The organism is Geothermobacter ehrlichii (assembly GCF_008124615.1).
GTDB lineage: Bacteria > Desulfobacterota > Desulfuromonadia > Desulfuromonadales > Geothermobacteraceae > Geothermobacter > Geothermobacter ehrlichii.
Genome location: NZ_VNIB01000001.1, coordinates 168,096 through 187,122, shown reverse-complemented (window position 1 = coordinate 187,122; position 19,027 = coordinate 168,096). Strand labels below are relative to the sequence as shown.

Annotated in this window: 15 protein-coding genes; 5 read left to right on the top strand and 10 right to left on the bottom strand. The window is 65.3% G+C overall.

All coding sequences use genetic code 11. From position 1 onward, the window contains the following. Positions 1-5: 5 nt before the first annotated feature. The gene (locus EDC39_RS00845; RefSeq protein WP_187426578.1) at positions 6-593 is read right to left on the bottom strand and encodes a hypothetical protein; all 588 of its coding nucleotides are present in this window, start codon (positions 591-593) and stop codon (positions 6-8) included. Positions 594-669: 76 nt separating this feature from the next. On the opposite strand from EDC39_RS00845, the gene EDC39_RS00840 reads away from it, so the two are divergent. The 4 genes from EDC39_RS00840 to EDC39_RS00825 are packed head-to-tail and all read left to right on the top strand — an operon-like array spanning position 670 to position 5,304. After that, positions 670-1,983, top strand: a complete 1,314-nt coding sequence (locus EDC39_RS00840) for a TolC family protein (RefSeq protein ID WP_148894198.1) — start codon at positions 670-672, stop codon at positions 1,981-1,983. A gap of 11 nt (positions 1,984-1,994) precedes the next feature. Beyond that, positions 1,995-2,600 (top strand): TetR/AcrR family transcriptional regulator, encoded by a 606-nt coding sequence (locus tag EDC39_RS00835; protein ID WP_148894197.1) that lies wholly within the window; start codon positions 1,995-1,997, stop codon positions 2,598-2,600. Next, on the top strand, positions 2,597-3,760 hold the full coding sequence (locus tag EDC39_RS00830; protein ID WP_148894196.1) for an HlyD family secretion protein: 1,164 nt from the start codon (positions 2,597-2,599) through the stop codon (positions 3,758-3,760). Before EDC39_RS00835 ends, EDC39_RS00830 begins: the two co-directional genes overlap by 4 nt. Beyond that, positions 3,757-5,304, top strand: a complete 1,548-nt coding sequence (locus EDC39_RS00825; protein WP_148894195.1) for a DHA2 family efflux MFS transporter permease subunit — start codon at positions 3,757-3,759, stop codon at positions 5,302-5,304. The genes EDC39_RS00830 and EDC39_RS00825 overlap by 4 nt, the downstream gene beginning before the upstream one ends. A 72-nt stretch (positions 5,305-5,376) precedes the next feature. Here the strand turns inward: EDC39_RS00825 and guaA are convergent, their stop codons facing one another. The 9 genes from guaA to EDC39_RS00780 all read right to left on the bottom strand — a co-directional run bounded on the left by guaA (position 5,377) and on the right by EDC39_RS00780 (position 16,973). Further along, a complete protein-coding gene (gene guaA / locus EDC39_RS00820) occupies positions 5,377-6,936 on the bottom strand; it encodes a glutamine-hydrolyzing GMP synthase (RefSeq protein ID WP_148894194.1) in 1,560 nt (519 codons plus the stop codon). A 3-nt stretch (positions 6,937-6,939) separates the two neighbouring features. Further along, positions 6,940-8,409 carry an IMP dehydrogenase gene (gene guaB / locus EDC39_RS00815; protein WP_148894193.1) on the bottom strand — a complete coding sequence of 490 codons (1,470 nt, stop codon included), beginning with the start codon at positions 8,407-8,409 and terminating at the stop codon, positions 6,940-6,942. Positions 8,410-8,513: 104 nt separating this feature from the next. Continuing rightward, the gene (locus tag EDC39_RS00810; protein WP_148894192.1) at positions 8,514-9,584 is read right to left on the bottom strand and encodes a M42 family metallopeptidase; all 1,071 of its coding nucleotides are present in this window, start codon (positions 9,582-9,584) and stop codon (positions 8,514-8,516) included. Next, positions 9,584-10,243: a histidinol phosphate phosphatase domain-containing protein gene (locus tag EDC39_RS00805; RefSeq protein ID WP_148894191.1), complete on the bottom strand. Its 660-nt coding sequence runs from the start codon at positions 10,241-10,243 to the stop codon at positions 9,584-9,586. Before EDC39_RS00805 ends, EDC39_RS00810 begins: the two co-directional genes overlap by 1 nt. Before the next feature lie 50 nt (positions 10,244-10,293). After that, positions 10,294-11,781: a DUF4388 domain-containing protein gene (locus tag EDC39_RS00800; RefSeq protein ID WP_148894190.1), complete on the bottom strand. Its 1,488-nt coding sequence runs from the start codon at positions 11,779-11,781 to the stop codon at positions 10,294-10,296. An 8-nt stretch (positions 11,782-11,789) separates the two neighbouring features. Further along, positions 11,790-13,670, bottom strand: coding sequence for a response regulator (locus EDC39_RS00795; protein ID WP_187426577.1), 1,881 nt, complete (start codon positions 13,668-13,670; stop codon positions 11,790-11,792). A 25-nt stretch (positions 13,671-13,695) separates the two neighbouring features. After that, positions 13,696-15,051, bottom strand: a complete 1,356-nt coding sequence (gene miaB / locus EDC39_RS00790) for a tRNA (N6-isopentenyl adenosine(37)-C2)-methylthiotransferase MiaB (RefSeq protein ID WP_148894188.1) — start codon at positions 15,049-15,051, stop codon at positions 13,696-13,698. 72 nt (positions 15,052-15,123) lie between these two features. Then, the gene (locus EDC39_RS00785) at positions 15,124-15,669 is read right to left on the bottom strand and encodes a PH domain-containing protein (RefSeq protein ID WP_148894187.1); all 546 of its coding nucleotides are present in this window, start codon (positions 15,667-15,669) and stop codon (positions 15,124-15,126) included. Further along, the gene (locus EDC39_RS00780) at positions 15,666-16,973 is read right to left on the bottom strand and encodes a M48 family metalloprotease (protein WP_148894186.1); all 1,308 of its coding nucleotides are present in this window, start codon (positions 16,971-16,973) and stop codon (positions 15,666-15,668) included. The genes EDC39_RS00785 and EDC39_RS00780 overlap by 4 nt, the downstream gene beginning before the upstream one ends. Before the next feature lie 214 nt (positions 16,974-17,187). Here EDC39_RS00780 and typA point away from each other — a divergent pair, with 214 nt between their 5' ends. Then, positions 17,188-19,008, top strand: coding sequence for a translational GTPase TypA (typA, locus tag EDC39_RS00775; protein ID WP_148894185.1), 1,821 nt, complete (start codon positions 17,188-17,190; stop codon positions 19,006-19,008). Positions 19,009-19,027: the final 19 nt, after the last annotated feature.

Sequence of the window (19,027 nt, the reverse complement as noted above, 5' to 3'; positions counted from 1 at the left end):
CTCCTTCATTCCGTCGGCTGCCGCCCCAGCTCCCGCCCGGCCCTTTGTGCCCGCTTGCTGCCACCGGGCAGGGCAAAACCGACAGAGCGCAACTGCAGCCGCCGGTCGTAGACCACGATGCGGAAGACGACGCGGCCCGACCCCATGCGGTCGAAGGTGGTCCGACAGGCCACCCGGTTCGAACGCGGCCGGTCACGCCAGTAGCCGGCATCCAGCCCTTCCAGTTCGAAAAGTTGCATCGCCGCCTCCCCTTCCACCTCGGCACAGCCGTCTGGCGCGCCAAATACCTCCGTCAACCGCTCGAGCCCTGCAGTGATTTCCCTTCGCTCCCGCCGGATCCGTTCCGGCGGATAACCGGCGGGAAGATGATAGAGCCGCGCCAGCTGTTCGAAACGGCCCGCCTTCAGCAGACGGAAACACTGCTCGGCAAAGGACTGGAACTGAAAGGCGCTGATCGCCGCCGGGCCGGCGGATGCCAGCGGCCAGAGCAGCAGAATGACAACAAGGATGGATCCCAGCAGGTTACGCATGAAGCAAGGGTAGAGAATTCGGACGCCGGACGCAAGCCGCACCGTGCCAACAGGGAAAAACATCACCTGCCTCCTTGACACCGGGCCGGCACCTTCCTATAGTATCAAACGTTCGTTTTAATCCATCCGGAGGCCGACCATGAGCCGATTGCCCGTTGTCGTACTGTTGATACTCTGCCTGCTCCCCGTCCGGGGCCGGGCGGAGGCCCCCGCCCGGCTCGACATCGACCAGGCGGTGAGCATCGCCCTGTCCAGTCACGAGAGGATCGAACAGGCCAAGGAACGCCTGGCGGCCGCCCGGGCGGAGGCACGGGCGGCCAAAGCCGAGCGCTTGTTCCGCATCGATGCCGCCTACAGCTACGACCGGCTTGACGAGCGTCCTTTCGAGCGCTTCAACGGCCTGTCGTTCACCGTCAACGACGAAGATCTGGTGCACTACCAGCTCTCCCTGACCCAGCCCCTGTTCACCGGTTTTGCCCTTAGTGCCCGGCAGAAGCTGGCCGCGATCGGCGCCGACCTGGCCGCCTGGGATCTGGAGGCCGCCCGCCGCAAGCTGGCGTTCGATGTCCGCGCCGCCGCTATCGAACTGCTGCTGGCCCGCGCTGACCGCCGTCTGGCCGCGGAGCAGAGGCAGCAGTTCGACCGTCACCTGCAGGACGCGCGCGCCCTCAACGCCCAGGGGATGATTGCGGGCAACGATGTGCTCAAGGCCGAAGTGGCGCTGGCGGCGGCCGAACAGCAGCTGGCGACGGCCGAAAGCCGGGTGCTGGTGGCCCGCAGCCGACTCAACCTGCTGCTCGGGCGGCCGCGCCAGGCGGCCATCGACCTGATCGAACCGTCGTTGCCGGCAGGCGACGGCGAACTGGACAGCCTGATCGACGAAGCCCTGGCGAAGCGGCCGGAGCTGCATGCCGCCACCCTCGCCCTGGAGGCGGCACGGCAAAAGCTGCGACTGGCCGGCAGCGCCTTCTATCCGGAGCTGGCCCTGGTGGCCGGCTACTGGCGCGACGGCGACAACCTGAACGCGTCGCGCAACATCTATCGCAATAACGAAAACAGCGCCATCGGCCTGCGCCTGCAATGGAACCTGTTCGCCGGCGGCGCCGACCGGGCCCGGCTCAACGCCGAGCGGCACCGGCTGCAGGAAAAGCGCCAGGCGCTGAAAGAGCTGCGCGACATGATCGGTCTGCAGGTGGAACAGGCCCTGCGCCGTCTGCAGACGGCGCGGCAGAACCGGGAAACAGCCGAAAAAGCCTTGCAGCAGGCACGGGAAAATCACCGCATGTCGGTGCTGCAGTTCCGCGAAAACCTGATTTCGATCAGCGACCTGATCGAGGCCCGCACCACCCTCACCCGGGCCGAATCGAACCTGCAGGCGGCCCGTTACGGCCAGCTTCTGGCTGCGGCGCAACTCGACTACGCCCTCGGCCGGCAGCCGGCAAGAAGCAGGTGAAGGTGAGCGCCATGCCCAGGCAGAGCAGCCGACAGGAGATACTCGAGGTCGCCATCGGCCTGTTCGCCGACGCCGGATACGCCGGCGTCAGCATGCGCGACATCGCCCGTTTCTGCGGGCTGAACGTCGGCAGCATCTACCATCATTTCCGCGACAAGGATGAGCTCTACCTGGCGGCCATGCAGCAGGCCTTTTCCGGCCGCGCCGAACGCCTGCTGGCCGTGCTGAACAGCGATCGGCCGGACAGGCGGCGGCTGCTCGACACGGTCGATCTGCTCTGCCGGCAGCTGGCCGAAGACCAGACCTTCTGTCGCCTGATCCAGCGCGAACTGCTCGACGGCGACGAACGGCGGTTGCAGCAGCTGGCGCAAACCGTCTTCGCCGAAGTGACCGAGGCACTGAACCGGCTCTGTGCCCGGCTCAGCCCCGGACACGATCCGGCCCTGCTGGCAGGATCGATCATCGGCATGACCCTGCACCTGTTCCAGTCCGCGCCGCTGCGCCGCTTTCTGCCCGGCTACCGGCCGGAACACGACGACCCCGAAACCCTGAGCCGTCATCTCCAGGCCATGCTGGAGCGAGGCCCGATTTTCACCGAAGAGGTTGAGCGCCCATGAGTTCAGAAAAGAACGGCAAACGTCCCGTGAACAAGCGCAAACTGGCAACTGTCATCCTGTTGCTGCTGATCGTCGTCCTGGCAGTCGGCCTGGTGCGTTTCGTCAGCCATCGCCTGGCCTACGCCGTCACCAACGCCGTCTTCGTCGCCAGCGACAGCCTGACCGAAGTCGGTTTCGATCGCGTCGGCGGCGTCCTCGCCGAACTGACAGTCAGGGAGGGCGAGACGGTACACAAGGGGCAGATTCTCGCCCGGCTCGATACCGACCGCTACCGCATCGAGGTCGAAAAGGCCGAGGCCGCCCTGCGCAAGGCGAAGGAGAAAAAGGCCGGCCTTAAGCTCGGCTACCGGCGCCTGTCCAGGGAACTTCCACTGGCCACGGCACAGGCGGAACAGGAGATCAGGCGGGTCCGACAGGAAAAGGAGGCCCTGGCCGCCCGCATCGCCGCCCTGCAGGCCCGTATCGACCAGCTGCGGCGCGATCGCGACCGCGTTCTGCGCCTGTTCGAACAGCAGGTCGTTCCCCGGCAGCGGCTGGAAAAACTCACCGCCGAACTCGACGCCGCCAGCGCTGAACAGGATGCCCTGGTGCGCCGGCGACAGGCCCTGGAGGCGGCCCTGGAGGCGGCTCGGCTGCAGCGGACCCTGGCCGCCACCCGCCAGGATCAGCTACTCGAACTGCAAAAGAACCTGGCAGCGGCCCAGGCCGAGGTCGACCGGCTGCAGGCCAGTCTCGACAAGGCCCGCAAGGATCTGGCCAGCACCACCCTGACCAGTCCCATCGATGGCCGGGTAGCGAAAAAGTTCGTCAGCGCCGGCGCCAGCGTCGCTCCCGGTCGGCCCGTGCTCGCCCTGGTCGATCCCGCCGATCTCTACATCATCGCCCTGCTCGAAGAGAACAAGCTCGACGGGGTCGGCTCGGGTGCCGAGGCCATCATTCGCATCGACGCCTTCCCGGGACGCAGCTGGCGCGGCACGGTGGAACAGGTCCTTCCCGCTTCCGCCGCCACCTTCGCTCTGGCCCCCCGGGACATCTCGGCCGGCGAGTTCACCAAGGTCTCACAGCGCATCCCGGTGCGGATCCGCATCGACGAAGGCGATCTCGCTCCGCTGCGGGTCGGTCTCGGCGGCGAGGTGGAAATCAGGCGCAAAAAGTCATGACGCAGCAGCCGCAGGATATCGCCGCGAGCATCTCGGTCGGCTTTCGCACCCTGCTGACGGTGGTGGTGATGGTCGGCTCCTTCATGGCCATCCTCGACACCACCGTGGTCGACGTCATCGTCCCCAAGATGATGGGGCCGCTGGCCACCGACCTGTACGGGGTGCAATGGGTGATCACCGCCTACATGACGGCGGCGGCGGTCGCCCTGCTGCTGACCCACAGCCTGGGCACCGTTCTCGGTCTGAAACGGCTTTTTCTCATCGGCCTGACGGTCTTCACTCTCGCCAGCGCCTTCTGCGGCATGGCGGCCACCCTGCCGCAGATGATCGTCTCCCGGGTGGTGCAGGGGGCGGGTGAGGCCTTCATCATGGCCAGCGCCCAGACCATTCTCTTTCTGATCTATCCGCCGGAAAAACGCGGCCTGGCCATGGGCATCTACGCCATGGGCGTCAGTTTCGCCCCCTCGCTGGGACCAACCATCGGCGGCTGGATCACCGAGCACCTCGACTGGCGCTGGGTTTTCTACATCAACCTGCCGATCGGCGTTCTCAACCTGGTCGCCGCTGCCTTCTACCTGCCGAAAATGCCGGGCGGCAGCCGAAAGCTGCACTTCAATTTCCGCAGCTACCTGCTGCTCGGCGGCTTCACCGTCAGCCTGCTGGTCCTGCTCTCCAAGGGGCAGCAGCTCGGCTGGGGGCAGTCGACTCTCATCGGCGTGCTCGGCTACGGCGCGGCGCTGCTCCTCGTTCTCTACCTGCTGAGCGAGCTGTACAGCGACAGGCCGCTCATCGACCCCCGGATCTTCCGGGACAAGGTCTACACCCTGTCGATGGGATTCTACTTTCTGGTCCTGGGCCTTTCCATCTACCAGGTCTTCTACCTGCTCCCCCTCTACTATGAGAACCTGAAGCAACTGAGCACCTTCGACACCGGCCTGCACATGCTCGTCTTCGCCATCTTCATCGCCATCTTCTCACCGCTGGCAGGCATTCTCAGCGACCGCTTAGGCGCGCAGAAGGTGCTGGTGGTCAGCACCCTGACCTACCTGCTGACCAGCTATTTCCTGCTGCCGTCCCTCAACTATTTCACGCCGGCGACCCGCGCCGCCCTGTTGACCATCCCCCTCGGCATCAGCCTCGGCTCCTTCTTCGCGCCGCTGTCGGCCCTGGCCCTGCGTCACCTGGGACCCTATACCGCCCTCGGTGTGAGCCTGATGCACTATCTGCGCTTCGTCGGCGGCAGCCTGGGCACGGCGATCGCCACCAACACCCTGGAGAAATCGGCGGCGGTGCACTATGAGGGGATCGGGGTGATGCAGAATGTCATCCATCTGCAGAACCGGCTGCCGGAGCTGGCCGGGCGCATCGGCGCCGACGCGGCAACGGCCGAGGTCAAGGCGCAGCTGCTGCTGACCGGGCTGCAGCGTCTCTACGCCACCAGCTACGCCTTCCAGGACACCTTCCGTCACGGCTTCATCTTCGCCCTTCTCGGCTCATCCTTTCTGGCCGCCATCTTCTGGGTCATGCGCAGAGAGAGAAGCTGACTTCGCCAAACAGAAACGCCGCCGGAAAATACCGGCGGCGTTTCTGTTTGGATCACTTGCAGCCCGTAGAATCTACTCCCACTCGATGGTGGCGGGCGGCTTGCTCGAAATGTCGTAGGTGACCCGGTTGACGCCTTTCACCTCGTTGATGATGCGGTTGGAGATGCGGGCCAGATCCTCGTAGGGCATGGGATACCAGCTGGCGGTCATGAAATCGCGGGTCTCGACCGCCCGCAGGGCGATCACGTACTCGTAGGTACGGCCGTCGCCCATGACTCCGACCGACTTCACCGGCAGAAAGACGGCGAAAGCCTGGCTGATCTTGTCGTAATGGCCGCTCTTGTAGAGCTCCTCGATGTAGATGGCGTCGGCGCGCCGCAAGATGTCGGCATACTCCTTTTTCACCTCGCCGAGAATGCGGACGCCCAGCCCGGGCCCCGGGAAGGGGTGCCGCCAGACCATCTGGTGCGGCAGCCCCAACTCCTCGCCGATGGCGCGCACCTCGTCCTTGAACAGCTCGCGCAGCGGCTCAAGCAGCTTCAGCTTCATGTAGTCGGGCAGCCCGCCGACATTGTGGTGGCTCTTGATGGTGTGCGCCTTGCCGGTCTTGGCCCCGGCCGATTCGATGACGTCGGGGTAGATGGTCCCTTGGGCCAACCAGCGGGCGTCCGGCAGCTTGGTCGCCTCCTCCTCGAAGATATCGACAAAGAGGTTGCCGATGATCTTGCGCTTCCGTTCCGGATCGGCCACCCCCTTCAGGGCCTTCAGAAACCGGTCCTCGGCGTCGACGTAAACCACCTTCACCCCCATGTTCTCGGCGAAGGTGGCAAGAACCTGCTCCGGCTCGCCCAGGCGCAGCAGGCCGTTGTTGACGAAGACGCAGGTCAGCTGGTCGCCGATGGCGCGATGGATCAGGCTGGCGGCGACGGAGGAATCGACGCCGCCGGAAAGACCGAGGATGACATGCTCGCGGCCGACCTGGCGCCGGATGCGGGCGACGGCGTCCTCGATGATCTGGCCGGGGGTCCACTGGCCGGTGCAGCCACAGATGGAACGGACGAAGATATCGATCAGGATTTCGCCGCGCGGGGTGTGGTTCACCTCCGGATGGAACTGCACCCCGTAGAGGTTTCGCGCCACGTCCTGAATGGCGCAGACCGGCGCGTTGTCGGTGCCGGCAACCACCTCGAAGCCGTCCGGCACCTGCTCGACGTGATCGCCGTGGCTCATCCAGACCGGGCTTTTGCCATCAAGGAAAAAACCTTCGAACAGAGGACCGGGCCGTCCCTTGGCGTGCAGTTCGGCATGACCGTATTCCCGCTTGCCGGCCGGCACGACCCGGCCGCCGAAATGGTCGCACATCAGCTGCATGCCGTAGCAGATGCCGAGAACCGGGATGCCCAGGTCGAACAGCTCGCCGGGAATCGACGGCGCCCCCTCCTCGTAGACCGACTTGGGACCGCCCGACAGGATGATGCCGTTGGGGCGAAAGGAACGTATCGCCTCCAGCTCCATGTCGAAGGGGTGCAGCTCGCAGTAGACATGCGCCTCCCGCACCCGGCGGGCGATCAGCTGGGTGTACTGGGAACCGAAATCGAGAATCAGTATCCGTTCCTGATGAATGTCGCTCATGACTCAGTTCCGCTCGATCCGGTAGTTGGGGGCTTCATGGGTGATGCTGACATCGTGGACGTGCGATTCGCGCAGACCGGCATTGGTGATGCGCATGAAGCGGGCTTTTTCCTGCAGGTCGCGAATGGTCTTGCAACCAGTATAGCCCATACCGGAACGGAGGCCGCCGAGCAGCTGGTGAATATTGTCGGATAGAGGACCACGGTAAGGGACCCGGCCCTCGATCCCTTCCGGAACAAGTTTGACATCACTGTCGACATCCGCCTGAAAATAGCGGTCTTTGCTCCCCAGCTTCATGGCGCCGAGGCTGCCCATGCCGCGGTAGGCCTTGTAGGTACGGCCCTGGTAAAGGATAGTCTCGCCCGGCGACTCCTCGGTTCCGGCAAAGAGGGAACCGATCATCACCACGTCGGCGCCGGCGGCGATCGCCTTGGCGATCTCGCCCGAATACTTGATGCCGCCGTCGGCGATCAGGGGAACGCCGTGTTTGCGAACGACCCGGGCAACGTTGGCGATGGCGGTGATCTGCGGCACACCGACGCCGGCGATCACGCGGGTGGTGCAGATCGATCCGGGACCGATGCCGACCTTGACGGCGTTGGCTCCGGCCCGAATCAGGGCCTCTGCCGCCTCGCCGGTGGCGATGTTGCCGGCAATGAGCTGCAGATCGGGATACTGCCGGCGGGTGTCGATCACCGCGTCGATCACCCCCTGGGAATGCCCGTGGGCGGTGTCGATGACGATGACATCGACGCCAGCACGGACCAGCGCCTCGATCCTCGCCTCACGGTCGGGTCCGACGCCGACGGCGGCGCCGACCCGCAGCCGGCCGATATCGTCCTTGCAGGCATTGGGATACTTGCGAACTTTTTCGATATCCTTGATGGTGATCAGTCCCTTCAGGGCCCCGCCGTCATCGACCACCAGCAGCTTTTCGATGCGATGCTCGTGCAGATGTTTCTTGGCTTCCTCGAGGGTGGTGCCGGGAGGAACCGTCACCAGGTTCTCCTTGGTCATGACATTGGCGATCGGCTGGTCGAGCTGGGTCTCGAAGCGCAGGTCCCGGTTGGTCAGAATGCCGACCAGCTTCCCCTCCCGGCAGATGGGAACCCCGGAGATGCGGTATTTCTTCATCAGCGCCAGGGCCTCGTAGATCTTCTGCTCCGGCTCCATGGTGATCGGATCGACGATCATGCCGCTTTCCGATTTCTTCACCTGGTCGACCTCGAGAGCCTGCTCTTCGGGCGTCATGTTCTTGTGGATGATGCCCATGCCCCCCTCGCGCGCCATGGTGATGGCCGCCCGCGCCTCGGTGACGGTGTCCATGGCCGCCGACAGCAACGGCATGTTGAGTCGTATCTCCGGCGTCAGCCAGGTGCTGATGTCAGCCTCCTTGGGCAGCACCGCGGAATGGTCCGGGACCAGCAGCACGTCATCGAATGTCAATCCTTCGGGAATTTCGGCGTCGAGCATGGTGAACTCCTTACTGCGGAAGAAAGGTACGGAAAAATAAGCAGGAATACTAGGGCAGCTGCAGGCGCGAGTCAAGATGCAACCAGCGCCCGCAAACACCGGCGTCAGGACGGCAGAAAATCGCACCGCGAAACGATCTTGCGCGCCGTCGCCACCAGCAGCCGCCGGGCCTGTTCCAGATCCGTCAGGTCGAGCACCTCGGAGGGCGTGTGCACGTAGCGGGTCGGCACCCGGACCAGGGCTGTCGCCACTCCCCGGCGGCTGAGCTGGATCACCCTGGCATCGGTTCCCGTTCCGCCCGGCTCGCCAATGAACTGCAGCGGCAGGTCCAGCTCGCCGGCGGTCCGGCAGAGCAGGTCGAACAGGGCATGATTGATGTTGGGACCGCGCGACAGCAGCGGTCCGCCGCCCAGCTTCACCTCGCCCGTCCGCCGCGGGTCGTGGGCCGGCGTATCGGTACCGTGTCCGATCTCCACCACCAGGGCGACATCGGGATCAGCGTCGAAAGCCGCCGGTCCGGCGCCGCGCAGTCCGACCTCCTCCTGCACCGAAAAGACGGCGACGATATCGCAGGGCGGTCGCTCGTTACGGGCCAGTTCGATGAAAACATGGCTGACGAGAAAGGCCCCCATTTTGTCATCCAGGGCGCGACAGGCGATGCGGTTGCCCTGCAGACGCTGCAGGCCGGCGGCAAAAACCACCGGGTCGCCGACGGCGACCAACCGGCGCGCCTCGTCGCCGTCGGAACAACCGATGTCGATGAACTGCTCGTGAAAGGGGACCACCCGCTCCTTCTCCGCTCCGTCCTGCTGATGGATCGGCTTCTTGCCGACCACGCCCGGAACCGGTCCGGAAGCGGTCTGCACGCTCACCCGCTGTCCCGGCGAAAGATGCGCGTCAACCCCGCCGATGGGGGCAAACCAGAGAAAACCCTTCTCGTCGATATGCCGGATGATAAAACCGATCTCGTCGCAGTGGGCAGTCAGCATCAGCCGCGCCCGTCGCTCGCCGCGCCCCTCAAGACGGACGACGAGATTGCCGAGCATGTCGACCTCGATGCTGTCGGCCACCCCCTGAAGTCTCTGCCGCAAAATCCGCCGCGCCGGCGCCTCGTAACCGGACGGGCTCGGCGCTTCGAGCAGCTGGCGCAGAAAGGCGAAATCGTTCGCGTCCATCAGCCCCTCCCCGCCAGCGCCTTTTGCACCAGATGCCTGGCATTGGCCAGCACCGCGTCGGCCTGCACCTCGTCCAGCCCGGCGCCGCGGACCACCTGCCGCATCAGCGCCGGCGACAGCAGATCCCCCGGCGCATGGGCGTCGTTGTTGACGATCAGCCGGGCGCCGGCGACGAGGGCCATGCGGGCAACATGACCGTTGCTCAGGCTGTGTCCCTTGCGGGTGGTCAGCTCCAGGCAGATGCCCCGCTCCGCCGCCAGGCGTGCCTCGTCCTCGCCGATCAGGCCGGGATGGGCCAGAATGTCGATATCGGCCTCCAGGGCCGCCCGGTTGGTGCCGACAGCCACCGGCTCGACCAGGGTCTCGCCGTGAACGATGATGATCTTCGCCCCCAGCTGCCGCGCCTCGGCCGCGGCGGCGGCAATCTGCGCCGGCGGCACATGGGTCAGCTCGATACCCGGCAGGACGGTCAGCCCCCAGGCTTCACCCAGCTCGGCGGCCACCCGGGCCAGGCGGGGAATGATCAGGTCGAGATTGGAACGGTCGCCATGGTCGGTCATGGCCAGGGCCTCGTACCCGGCCACCGCCGCACGTCGGGCCAGTTCGGCCGGAATCAGCTCTCCGTCGCTGAAAATGGTGTGGGTATGCAGATCGATCATCGTTCTTTCACCTTTCGGTTGCGGTCTTCCAAACCGGCCGTGATGGCGGTTCAGGTCTCCAGGTCAAGTTCCGCCGGTCGCCGGTAAGGCTCGGCCAGGGCGCTGAGCAGCTGCTTCAGCCCCTGGCGGTCGCCGGGGGCCAGCGGGATGCATCCCGGGCGTTTTCCGGTCCCCGCCAGCGGAATGATGGGCGTCCGGCTGTTCAGCCGGAAAAACTCTTCGGCCGCGTCCAGATGCTCCCCCTCGCCCAGGACCAACACGCCGAGCAGGCGGCGGCAGAACGGCCGCCACAGGGGAACGGCGTCCGGCGTGGTCGGCAGGCAGAACAGGCGGATGGCAAAGCTGTCGGCCACCTTCAGCCGGCCGACGTCGCCAAGAGGAAAATCCTCCGCCGTCCGCAGCAGTCCGGCATCCGGTTCGAACTCGCGCACCCCCTGCAGGCAGGCGACGAAGGCATCCAGGTCAGCCCGCGAGGCCGGCAGCAGAACCAGCTTCACCGAGGCCGCCTCGAACAGGCTGTCCCCCTCGCCGAAGGCCTCCTTGATGGCGATGACCTCTTCCGAATCGAGCAGGGAACCGTTCCCCTCTGCCGACTCGGCCGCCGCAGGCGCCAGCTCGAGAATCCCCTTGTCGAGCAGCACCTGCAGGATCTGCAGCACCTCCAGGTCGGGCCTACTGCTGTGATCGAGGATGTCCCGCACCCGCCGGTAATACTGCAGCAGCAGCAGAATTTCCTGGGTGGCGGGACGCAGCCCCGGCGGCAGATGGTCGCGGGGCACCCTCAGCACCAGTTCGTCATCGGCCGCCGGCAGTTGCCCGCAAAGCGCCGCCAGCTCGTCCTGCTGGCGCAGCCCTTCCATGATCAGGTGATCGGTAGGCAGGCTGATGCGGGCCTCATCCTCCCGGCGGCCTCCGGGCACGAAGCTGAAGCTCCCTTCGCTCCAGCCGAGCAGCCGGAAAAAGGCCTTTTCGCCCTGCATCTGCCCCAGGCGGGCATTGGTCACCAGCCCGCCGAGCAGGGTGATGGTGCCGGTCTGCCCGTCGCGGCGACGCAGGGTGAGCAATCCGTCCTTGCGGTTGAGACTGAAGATCTGCAGCAGGTCGACCAGGGAAATCTGGTCCAGCGCCCCCTCGACCTCCCGGTCCTGGCGCCCGACCCGGCGAGTTCGCTCGAGCCGGTGCAGGTAGCCGAGCACGTCGCCGAGCAGCTGCTCGCAGTTGAAAGGACGGACAAAGAACTGGTCGCGATGACGCCGGAAGCCTTCGACCTCCTCCCCTTCGCGGCCGATGAAACAGAAGGCGATCCTCTCGGTCCGGGGATTGGCGCGCAGAATCTGCACCAGCCTCTCCGTCGGCAGCAGCGAGAGCGAGGTTTCGACAACCATCATCACCGGCGGCCTGGCCAGGGCCAGTTCCAGGGCCCGCGCCCCCTCGTCGCAGACCAGGACCTCGTAACCCTCCTCCTCGAGGGCCGGGACCAGCTGCGCCAGGTCGTGCCGGCCGCTGGCGATGACGATGCGATGCTTCCTCTGCTGCATGGACCTTCCTAGATCTTCGGCTGCAGCCGGTACTGCTGCTGCAGCTTGGCGATCATGTTTTCGACGAAATAGAAATCGGAGGTATGAAAACCGACCAGTTCCTCCCCGAAGCGCCGGGCGAACAGGGCGTAGGCGTAATCCTCGTTCAGGTAGAGGAGCAGGGTCAGCCGGCGGAACTGCTCGTCATCGATATGGATCGGCACCACCCGCTGCAGATCCCAGCCGACCCGGCGGCGGCCGCCGAGCAGAAAGAGGTTGGTGGCCGAGTGCTCGATCTCCTCCAGCAGCGGCAGGTTGTCCCTCTCCCGCTGGAAATCCTCGCTTCCCAGGTAGATGATACCCCGGATTCTGCGGGATTCGACCAGATCGCGGCAAAAGGAGGTGAGCAACTCCTCCCGCCGGCTGGCCGGCATGCGCACATAACGACTGCTGCGCCGGTCCTCGAAGCCGCGCAATCGCTCGCTGACCCGCAGCGTCCGCCCCTCGAGCCGGTAATCGGCCGCCGTTCCGAGCAGACGGCCGACGATGGCCCAGAAGGATTCCCGCTCCATGCCGGCGCGGTGGTAGAGGCTTTGCCGAAGCCGTTCCTGCCGACGCTCCGCCACCGCGACCAGGTCGTCGAAACTGTCGCCGTCGACCGGAAAGGACGCCGAACGCATGAGAACCTGCAGGGCCTGGCTGCGCCTGCCGTCGCTGACCGCCACCGTACCGTCAAGCGCCCGCCGGATGCGCTGCTGCGCCACCAGCGATCCCCAGTAGTCGGTTTCCGGCAGCATGATGATGTAACTGCCCGGAGCGGCCTGGGCCATGATGTCGGCATCGCGCAGGGCGGTGTTGACGATCCCGACCAGCCGGTTCACCGCCTCCTGCATGTCGCGGTCGCGCACGCGGTCGGCCAGCGGCCGATAGTTGGTGATGTCGAGCTTGATGAAGGAGAGGTTGCGGCCGTACCGGCGCGCCTTGTACAGCTCGCGGGTGACGTGATCACGAAAGTAGGCCATCTTGTAGGCCTGGCTTGCCGGCAGACGCAGGCTGTCGTGTTCCAGGGCGCGCCGTGCCAGAACGTTGTCCAGGGCCGCGGCCGCGAATTCGGCGACCAGTTCGGCCACCTTGAGGTCGTGCCGGTTGAAGCTTTCCCGCCCGGTCGGCGCCTCCAGCCGCACCAGCGCCACCGTCCGCCTCTCCACCTGCAGCGGCAGCAGGATGGCCTTGTCCCGGTTCTGCAGCACTGGCAATCCGCCGTGCAGCAGCTTTTCCAGGGCGGCATCCGGCTCCAGCACCTCCTCTCCCGGCTGCAACCGGACCAGGCCGCGCCGGCAGCGCAGACGGTAGCTGCGACCGGCGTAGCCAACCAGCCAGAGCAGGCCGCCTTCGGCCCGCAGAAGTTCCATCAGGGTGTCGAGGACGAGATCGCCAAGGCGGTCGAGATCGTGGACCCGCAGAAAGGCAAGGCACTTGCGGTAACAGGCGAGCATCGAGACGAACTCGATGTTTTCGTTCATCAGCCGCTTGTGTTCCATCCCCAGACTGAGACGGAACATGGTGCGGTTGACCACCAGGAGGAACTCTTCGGGGTTGATCGGCTTGAGCAGATAATCCGACACGCCCTGCTTCATCGCCTCGACCGCCAGGGCAACCTCCTCCCGACCGGTGACGACCATGATTTCCTGGTCGGGATTGAACTGCCGGATGGCCGCCGCTACCGCACCACCGCCGGCCAGACCGAGATCGACGATGACGAGATCGAACTCTTCGCGCCGCAGCCAGTCGAGCCCCTCGTCAAGGCTGGACGCACCGCTGACCAGGTAGCCCTCGTCGGTAAGGACATCGTGATAGAAGCGTCGGTAGAAGTCCTCGCTGTCGATGGTGAGGATGCGGCCCCTGGCCATGGCGTCCCTCTGTCGGGAGAAGAAATCAGCCGAAACTGACCGATGCCCCGGCGTCGCCGTCACCGGCAACCCGTTCCCCCAGCTGGCTGTTGCGGAAGGAACGGACCACCCGGACATCGACGATGCGGCCGATCAGGCTCTCGTCGCCGGCGAAATTGACGATCCGGTTCCAGGTGGTGCGGCCGAAAAGCTGGCCCCGCCCCTGCCTGCTGCGTCCCTCGACCAGAACCGGCAGTACGCGCCCGACATCGGCCTGCCAGGTCTGCTCGCTGATCGCGTTCTGCACCTCGAGCAGCCGGTCGAAACGCTCCTGCTTGACCTCGGCCGGGGTGTCATCCTCGAGCTCGGCCGCCGCCGTCCCCGGCCGCGGCGAGTAGAGAAAGGTATAGGCATCGGCGTAGCGCACCCGCTCGACCATTTCGAGCGTGGCGCGAAAATCCTCCTCGGTCTCGCCGGGAAAACCGACGATGATGTCGGTGGTCAGCCGGATGTCCGGGCAGACCTTCTTCAGCCGCTCGACCCGGCGCAGATAGTCGTCGGCGCTGTAGCCGCGGTTCATCCGGCGCAGGATGCGGTCGGAACCGCTCTGCAGCGGCAGCTGCAGGTGGTGGCAGAGCTTGTCCAGTTCGCCGAAGCAGTCGATCAGCTCGTCCGACAGGTCCTTGGGGTGCGAAGTGGTGAAGCGGATCCGCTCGATTCCTTCGACGGCGGCGACCTGGCGCAACAGACCGGCGAAACTGACCTCGCCTTCTGTCCCGAGACCGTAGGAATTGACATTCTGCCCGATCAGGGTCACCTCGCGTACGCCGGCGGCCGCCAGCTCACGGATTTCGGCCAGTATCTCGCCGCTCGGACGGCTGACCTCCCGTCCCCGGACATGGGGAACAATGCAGTAGGAGCAGAAGTTGTCGCAGCCCTGCATGACGGTGACGAAGCGGGTGACGCTGTCGGTGTCGCTGCGCTTCGGAAAGAGGCGCAGCCGGGTCTCGCGGTCGAGAAAATCGACGGCATGACAGCGCTGGCGATCCCGCTCGACCTTCGCCACCATCTCCGGCAGCCGATGGATGTTGTGGGTGCCGAAAACCAGGTCGAGGTAGGGAATGCGGTCGAGAAAGGCGGCCCCTTCCTGCTGGGCCACGCAGCCGCCGACGCCGATGATCAGCTCGGGACGGGCATCCTTGAGCGGCTTGAAGCGGCCGAGATGGCCGATCACCTTGCGTTCGGCCTTGTCGCGCACCGAGCAGGTGTTGAGCAGGATCAGGTCGGCCTGTTCGGCGCTGTCGGTCTGCCGGTAGCCGATCTCTTCGAGCAGAGCGACGATGCGCTCCGAATCGACCACGTTCATCTGGCAGCCGAAGGTTTCGAGATAGAACTGTTTCATTGGTTCCGATTTCTCTGGCGATAGCGCCAGTCTGCGTATTTTTTCGTGCCGAATCGGCGCAATCGGGCGATACTAGCCGCCCCGGGAGGCGCTGTCAATCGCGGTCGCCTCCCTTTCGCAAAGGGTGCCGCTTCGCCGCATCGCCTCTTCCAGCAGGTCGGTCAGCTGCCGCGGATACTCGATGCAGCACAGACACAGACGAATCTGGCCGTCCTTCGACTCGACGCGCACCGAACCGAGGTTCTCTCCGTGCGGTTCGAGGCAGAAATAGCCGATTCTGTCCAGCGGCAGAGCGAGCCTCTTCCGGCCGCGCCGGGCCAGCAGCCGACGGCCTGTCACCGCGTAGCGGACCGTCTCCCACTCCCGCCGGGCGAGCAAGGGCTTGCCGATCGCCAGGTAGAGGCCGAACAGCCAGACCGGCAGGGGAATCAACGGCAGCCAGGCGAGCTGGTAGACCGCCGCCATCTGCCAGGCCAGCACCTCCCACCAGGAGGCGAGCAGAACAAGCAACAGCCCGAAAAGGGAGACCTTCCAGTGACGGAAGGTGTAACAGCGCGGCGCCGGCGTCGCCTCCCAGCGGATGCTTTCGCCCGCCTCGAGCTGATCCGACCAGATCATCTCACACCTCCCAGACGGGCCGCCCGGCGCGCGGCCGTCCGGCCTAGCTTGCCGCCGGGATCGGCCTTGGCCACCGCCTGGTACAGCCGCAGAGCCTTCTGCCGGCGTCCGGTCTTCTCGCAGGCCTCGGCCTGCAGAAAAGCGCCCTGGACCGTGGCCAGCAGCTCCATGCTCCGCTCGAGATGGGTCAGTGCCTTTTCCGCCTGCCCCTGCTGCAATTCGATATAGCCCATGCCGAGCAACGTCAGGTAGTAACCGTCGTCGAGCCGCAACGCCCGCTGCAGATGCTGTCGGGCGGCCACCGGATCGTCCGCCCGCAGGTAGGCCATGCCCAGCCCGGTTAGAATCAGGGCTTCGTCCGGGCCTTTCTCCGCTGCCGCAAGATAGGTGCTGATCGCCTGGCGGATCTTCCCCGCCTTTTCCAGCTTCTTCGCCTTGTCGTAGAGGGCGTAGGCGGGCGCGACCGCACGCAGGCGCCGGGTGGCGGCAAGATAGGCGTCGACGCCGATCCGCATGGCCGGGTCCTTCCGCCGGGCAGCGTAATGGGTTTCGATATAGCTGCGGTTGGCCCGCATCCGCTCAATGGAGAAGGGATGCGAGCGGAAAAGCCCCGCCAGCCAGTCGGGATCGGCCCCCTTCTCCACCTTGCGGTAGAAGTACTCCATCACCTGCACCGAACCCTCGGGGTCATAGCCGGCCCGAACCATGTAATCGATGCCGAGCCGGTCCGACTCACCCTCCTGCTCCCGGCTGTAGCGGTTGTTGATCAGGCCGGCCGCCAGCTGACCGGCCGGATGCGCCAGGGCACCGTAGGATGTCGTCCGGGTCGCGGCATCGAGAAGGGCCACGCCCAGACCGAGCAGGGTGCCGCGCTGCATCCCCTGCACCGCGTGCCGAGCGGTGACATGACCGATTTCATGTCCGAGCACGGCCGCCAGCTGCGCCTCGTTTTCAAGGCCGGTCAGCAGCCCTCGGCTGACCGCAATAAAGCCGCCCGGCAGGGCGAAGGCGTTGGGCACCGAGTCATTCACCACCTTGAACCGGTAGTCCAGCTCCGGCCGGTGGCTGACCCGGCCGAGCCGGCGGCCGACCTCGTTGACGTAGGCCTCCAACTCCGGATCGGGATAGACGCCGCCCATGCGCTGCAGAACCTCGGGAAAGGTCTTGCGACCGATCTCGACCTCCTGGCTGGGCGAGATCGACATCAGGGCCAGCTCGCTGCGGCCGGTCACCGGATTGACGGCACAACCGGCAAGGGTCAGAAATGACGGCAGCAGGACCAGAAGAAGGTAAAAGCGCCACATGGGAATCTGTCCAACCTCGTTGATTCTTCGCTGCGGATTGCCGGCCCGAACCGGAACCGAAAATCAAGAATAGGCGGATTCGATTCCTGACGCAAGAGCGGGCTTCGGGCTTCATGAAGTGACCATCATCATTTTTTGCTGGTCAAGTCCCACGACTTCCTATAACCTTGCGCGGTTTGGCTTCGCACCACCGATTTCAGGGGGCAGACTTCACATGCAGGAAACAGTTCGCAACATCGCCATCATCGCCCACGTCGACCACGGCAAGACCACACTGGTCGACGCCATGCTGATGCAGTCCGGCATCTTCCGGGAAAACCAGCAGGTCACCGAGCGGATCATGGACAGCAACGACCTGGAGCGGGAGCGCGGTATCACCATCCTGTCGAAGAATCTCTCCATCCGCCACGGCGGCATGAAGATCAACATCGTCGACACCCCCGGTCACGCCGACTTCGGCGGCGAGGTGGAGCGGGTGCTGAAGATGGTCGACTCGGTGCTGCTGCTGGTCGACGCCTTCGACGGCCCCATGCCGCAGACCCGGTTCGTGCTGAAAAAGTCCCTCGACCTCGGCCTGCGCCCGATCGTCGTCATCAACAAGATCGACCGGCCCGGCGCCCGCCCCGACCAGGTGGTCGACATGGTCTTCGACCTCTTCTGCGAACTGAACGCCAGCGACGAACAGCTCGACTTTCCGATCGTCTACACCAGCGCCAAGCTGGGCATCGCCAAGAAGGACCTCGACGACGAAAGCGACAGCCTCGAACCCCTGTTCGAGGTCATCCGCAACCGGGTGCCGGCGCCCGACGTCGACCCGGACGCCCCCTTCCAGCTGCTGGTGACGTCCATCGCCTACAACGACTACATCGGCCGTCTGGCCACCGGCAAGATTTTCGCCGGCAGAATCAGCGCCGGGGAGACCGTCGCCGTCATCGGCAAGGATGGCACGATCCGCAATGGCCGCATCAGCAAGCTGCTCGGCTACGACGGCCTGCAGCAGGTCGAACTGACCGTCGCCGAGGCCGGCGACATCGTCACCATCGCCGGTTTCGAGGAGATCGGCATCGGCGAGACCGTCGCCGACGCCGAGCACCCGATCGCCCTGCCCTACGTGGCAATCGACGAGCCGACCCTGTCGATGAACTTCATCGTCAACAATTCGCCCTTCGCCGGCCAGGAAGGCAAATTCGTCACCAGCCGCAACCTGCGCGAGCGCCTGCTGCGCGAGCTGCGCACCAATGTCTCGCTGCGGGTGGAAGAGACGGAACAGACCGATACCTTCAAGGTTTCCGGCCGCGGCGAGCTGCACCTGTCGATCCTGATCGAGAACATGCGCCGCGAAGGCTACGAGCTGTCGGTTTCCAAGCCGGAAGTCATCCTCCGCGAGATCGACGGCGTCAAATGCGAGCCCCTCGAGTACCTGACCATCGACGTGCCGGAAGAGTACCAGGGGACGGTGATCGAAAAGCTCGGCGTCCGCAAGGCGGAAATGGTCTCCATGACACCGATGGACGGCTTCACCCGGCTGGAGTTCATCATCCCCGCCCGCGGCCTGATCGGTTTCCGCACCGAGTTTCTGACCGACACCCACGGCACCGGCATCATGAACCACACCTTTCACGACTACGGCCCCTGGCGCGGCCCCATCCCCGGCCGCAAGAACGGCGTCCTGATTGCCATGGAGGCCTGCGAAACCGTGGCCTACGGCCTGTTCAACCTGCAGGAGCGCGGCATCCTCTTCGTCGGTCCCGGCGTCAAGGTCTACGAGGGGATGATCATCGGCCAGCACGCCAAGGAAAACGATCTGGTGGTCAATCCGGGCAAGGGGAAGAAGCTGACCAACATCCGCGCCGCCGGCTCCGACGAGGCCGTCCGCCTGACGCCGCCGCGCACCCTCTCCCTGGAGCAGGCCCTCGAATTCATCGACGATGACGAACTGGTGGAAGTCACGCCGAAATCGATCCGGCTGCGCAAGAAGGTTCTCAACGCCAACGAGCGGAAAAAACTGGAGAAACAGAAAAAGGCTGGCGCCTGAGGACAAAATCGGCCACCGC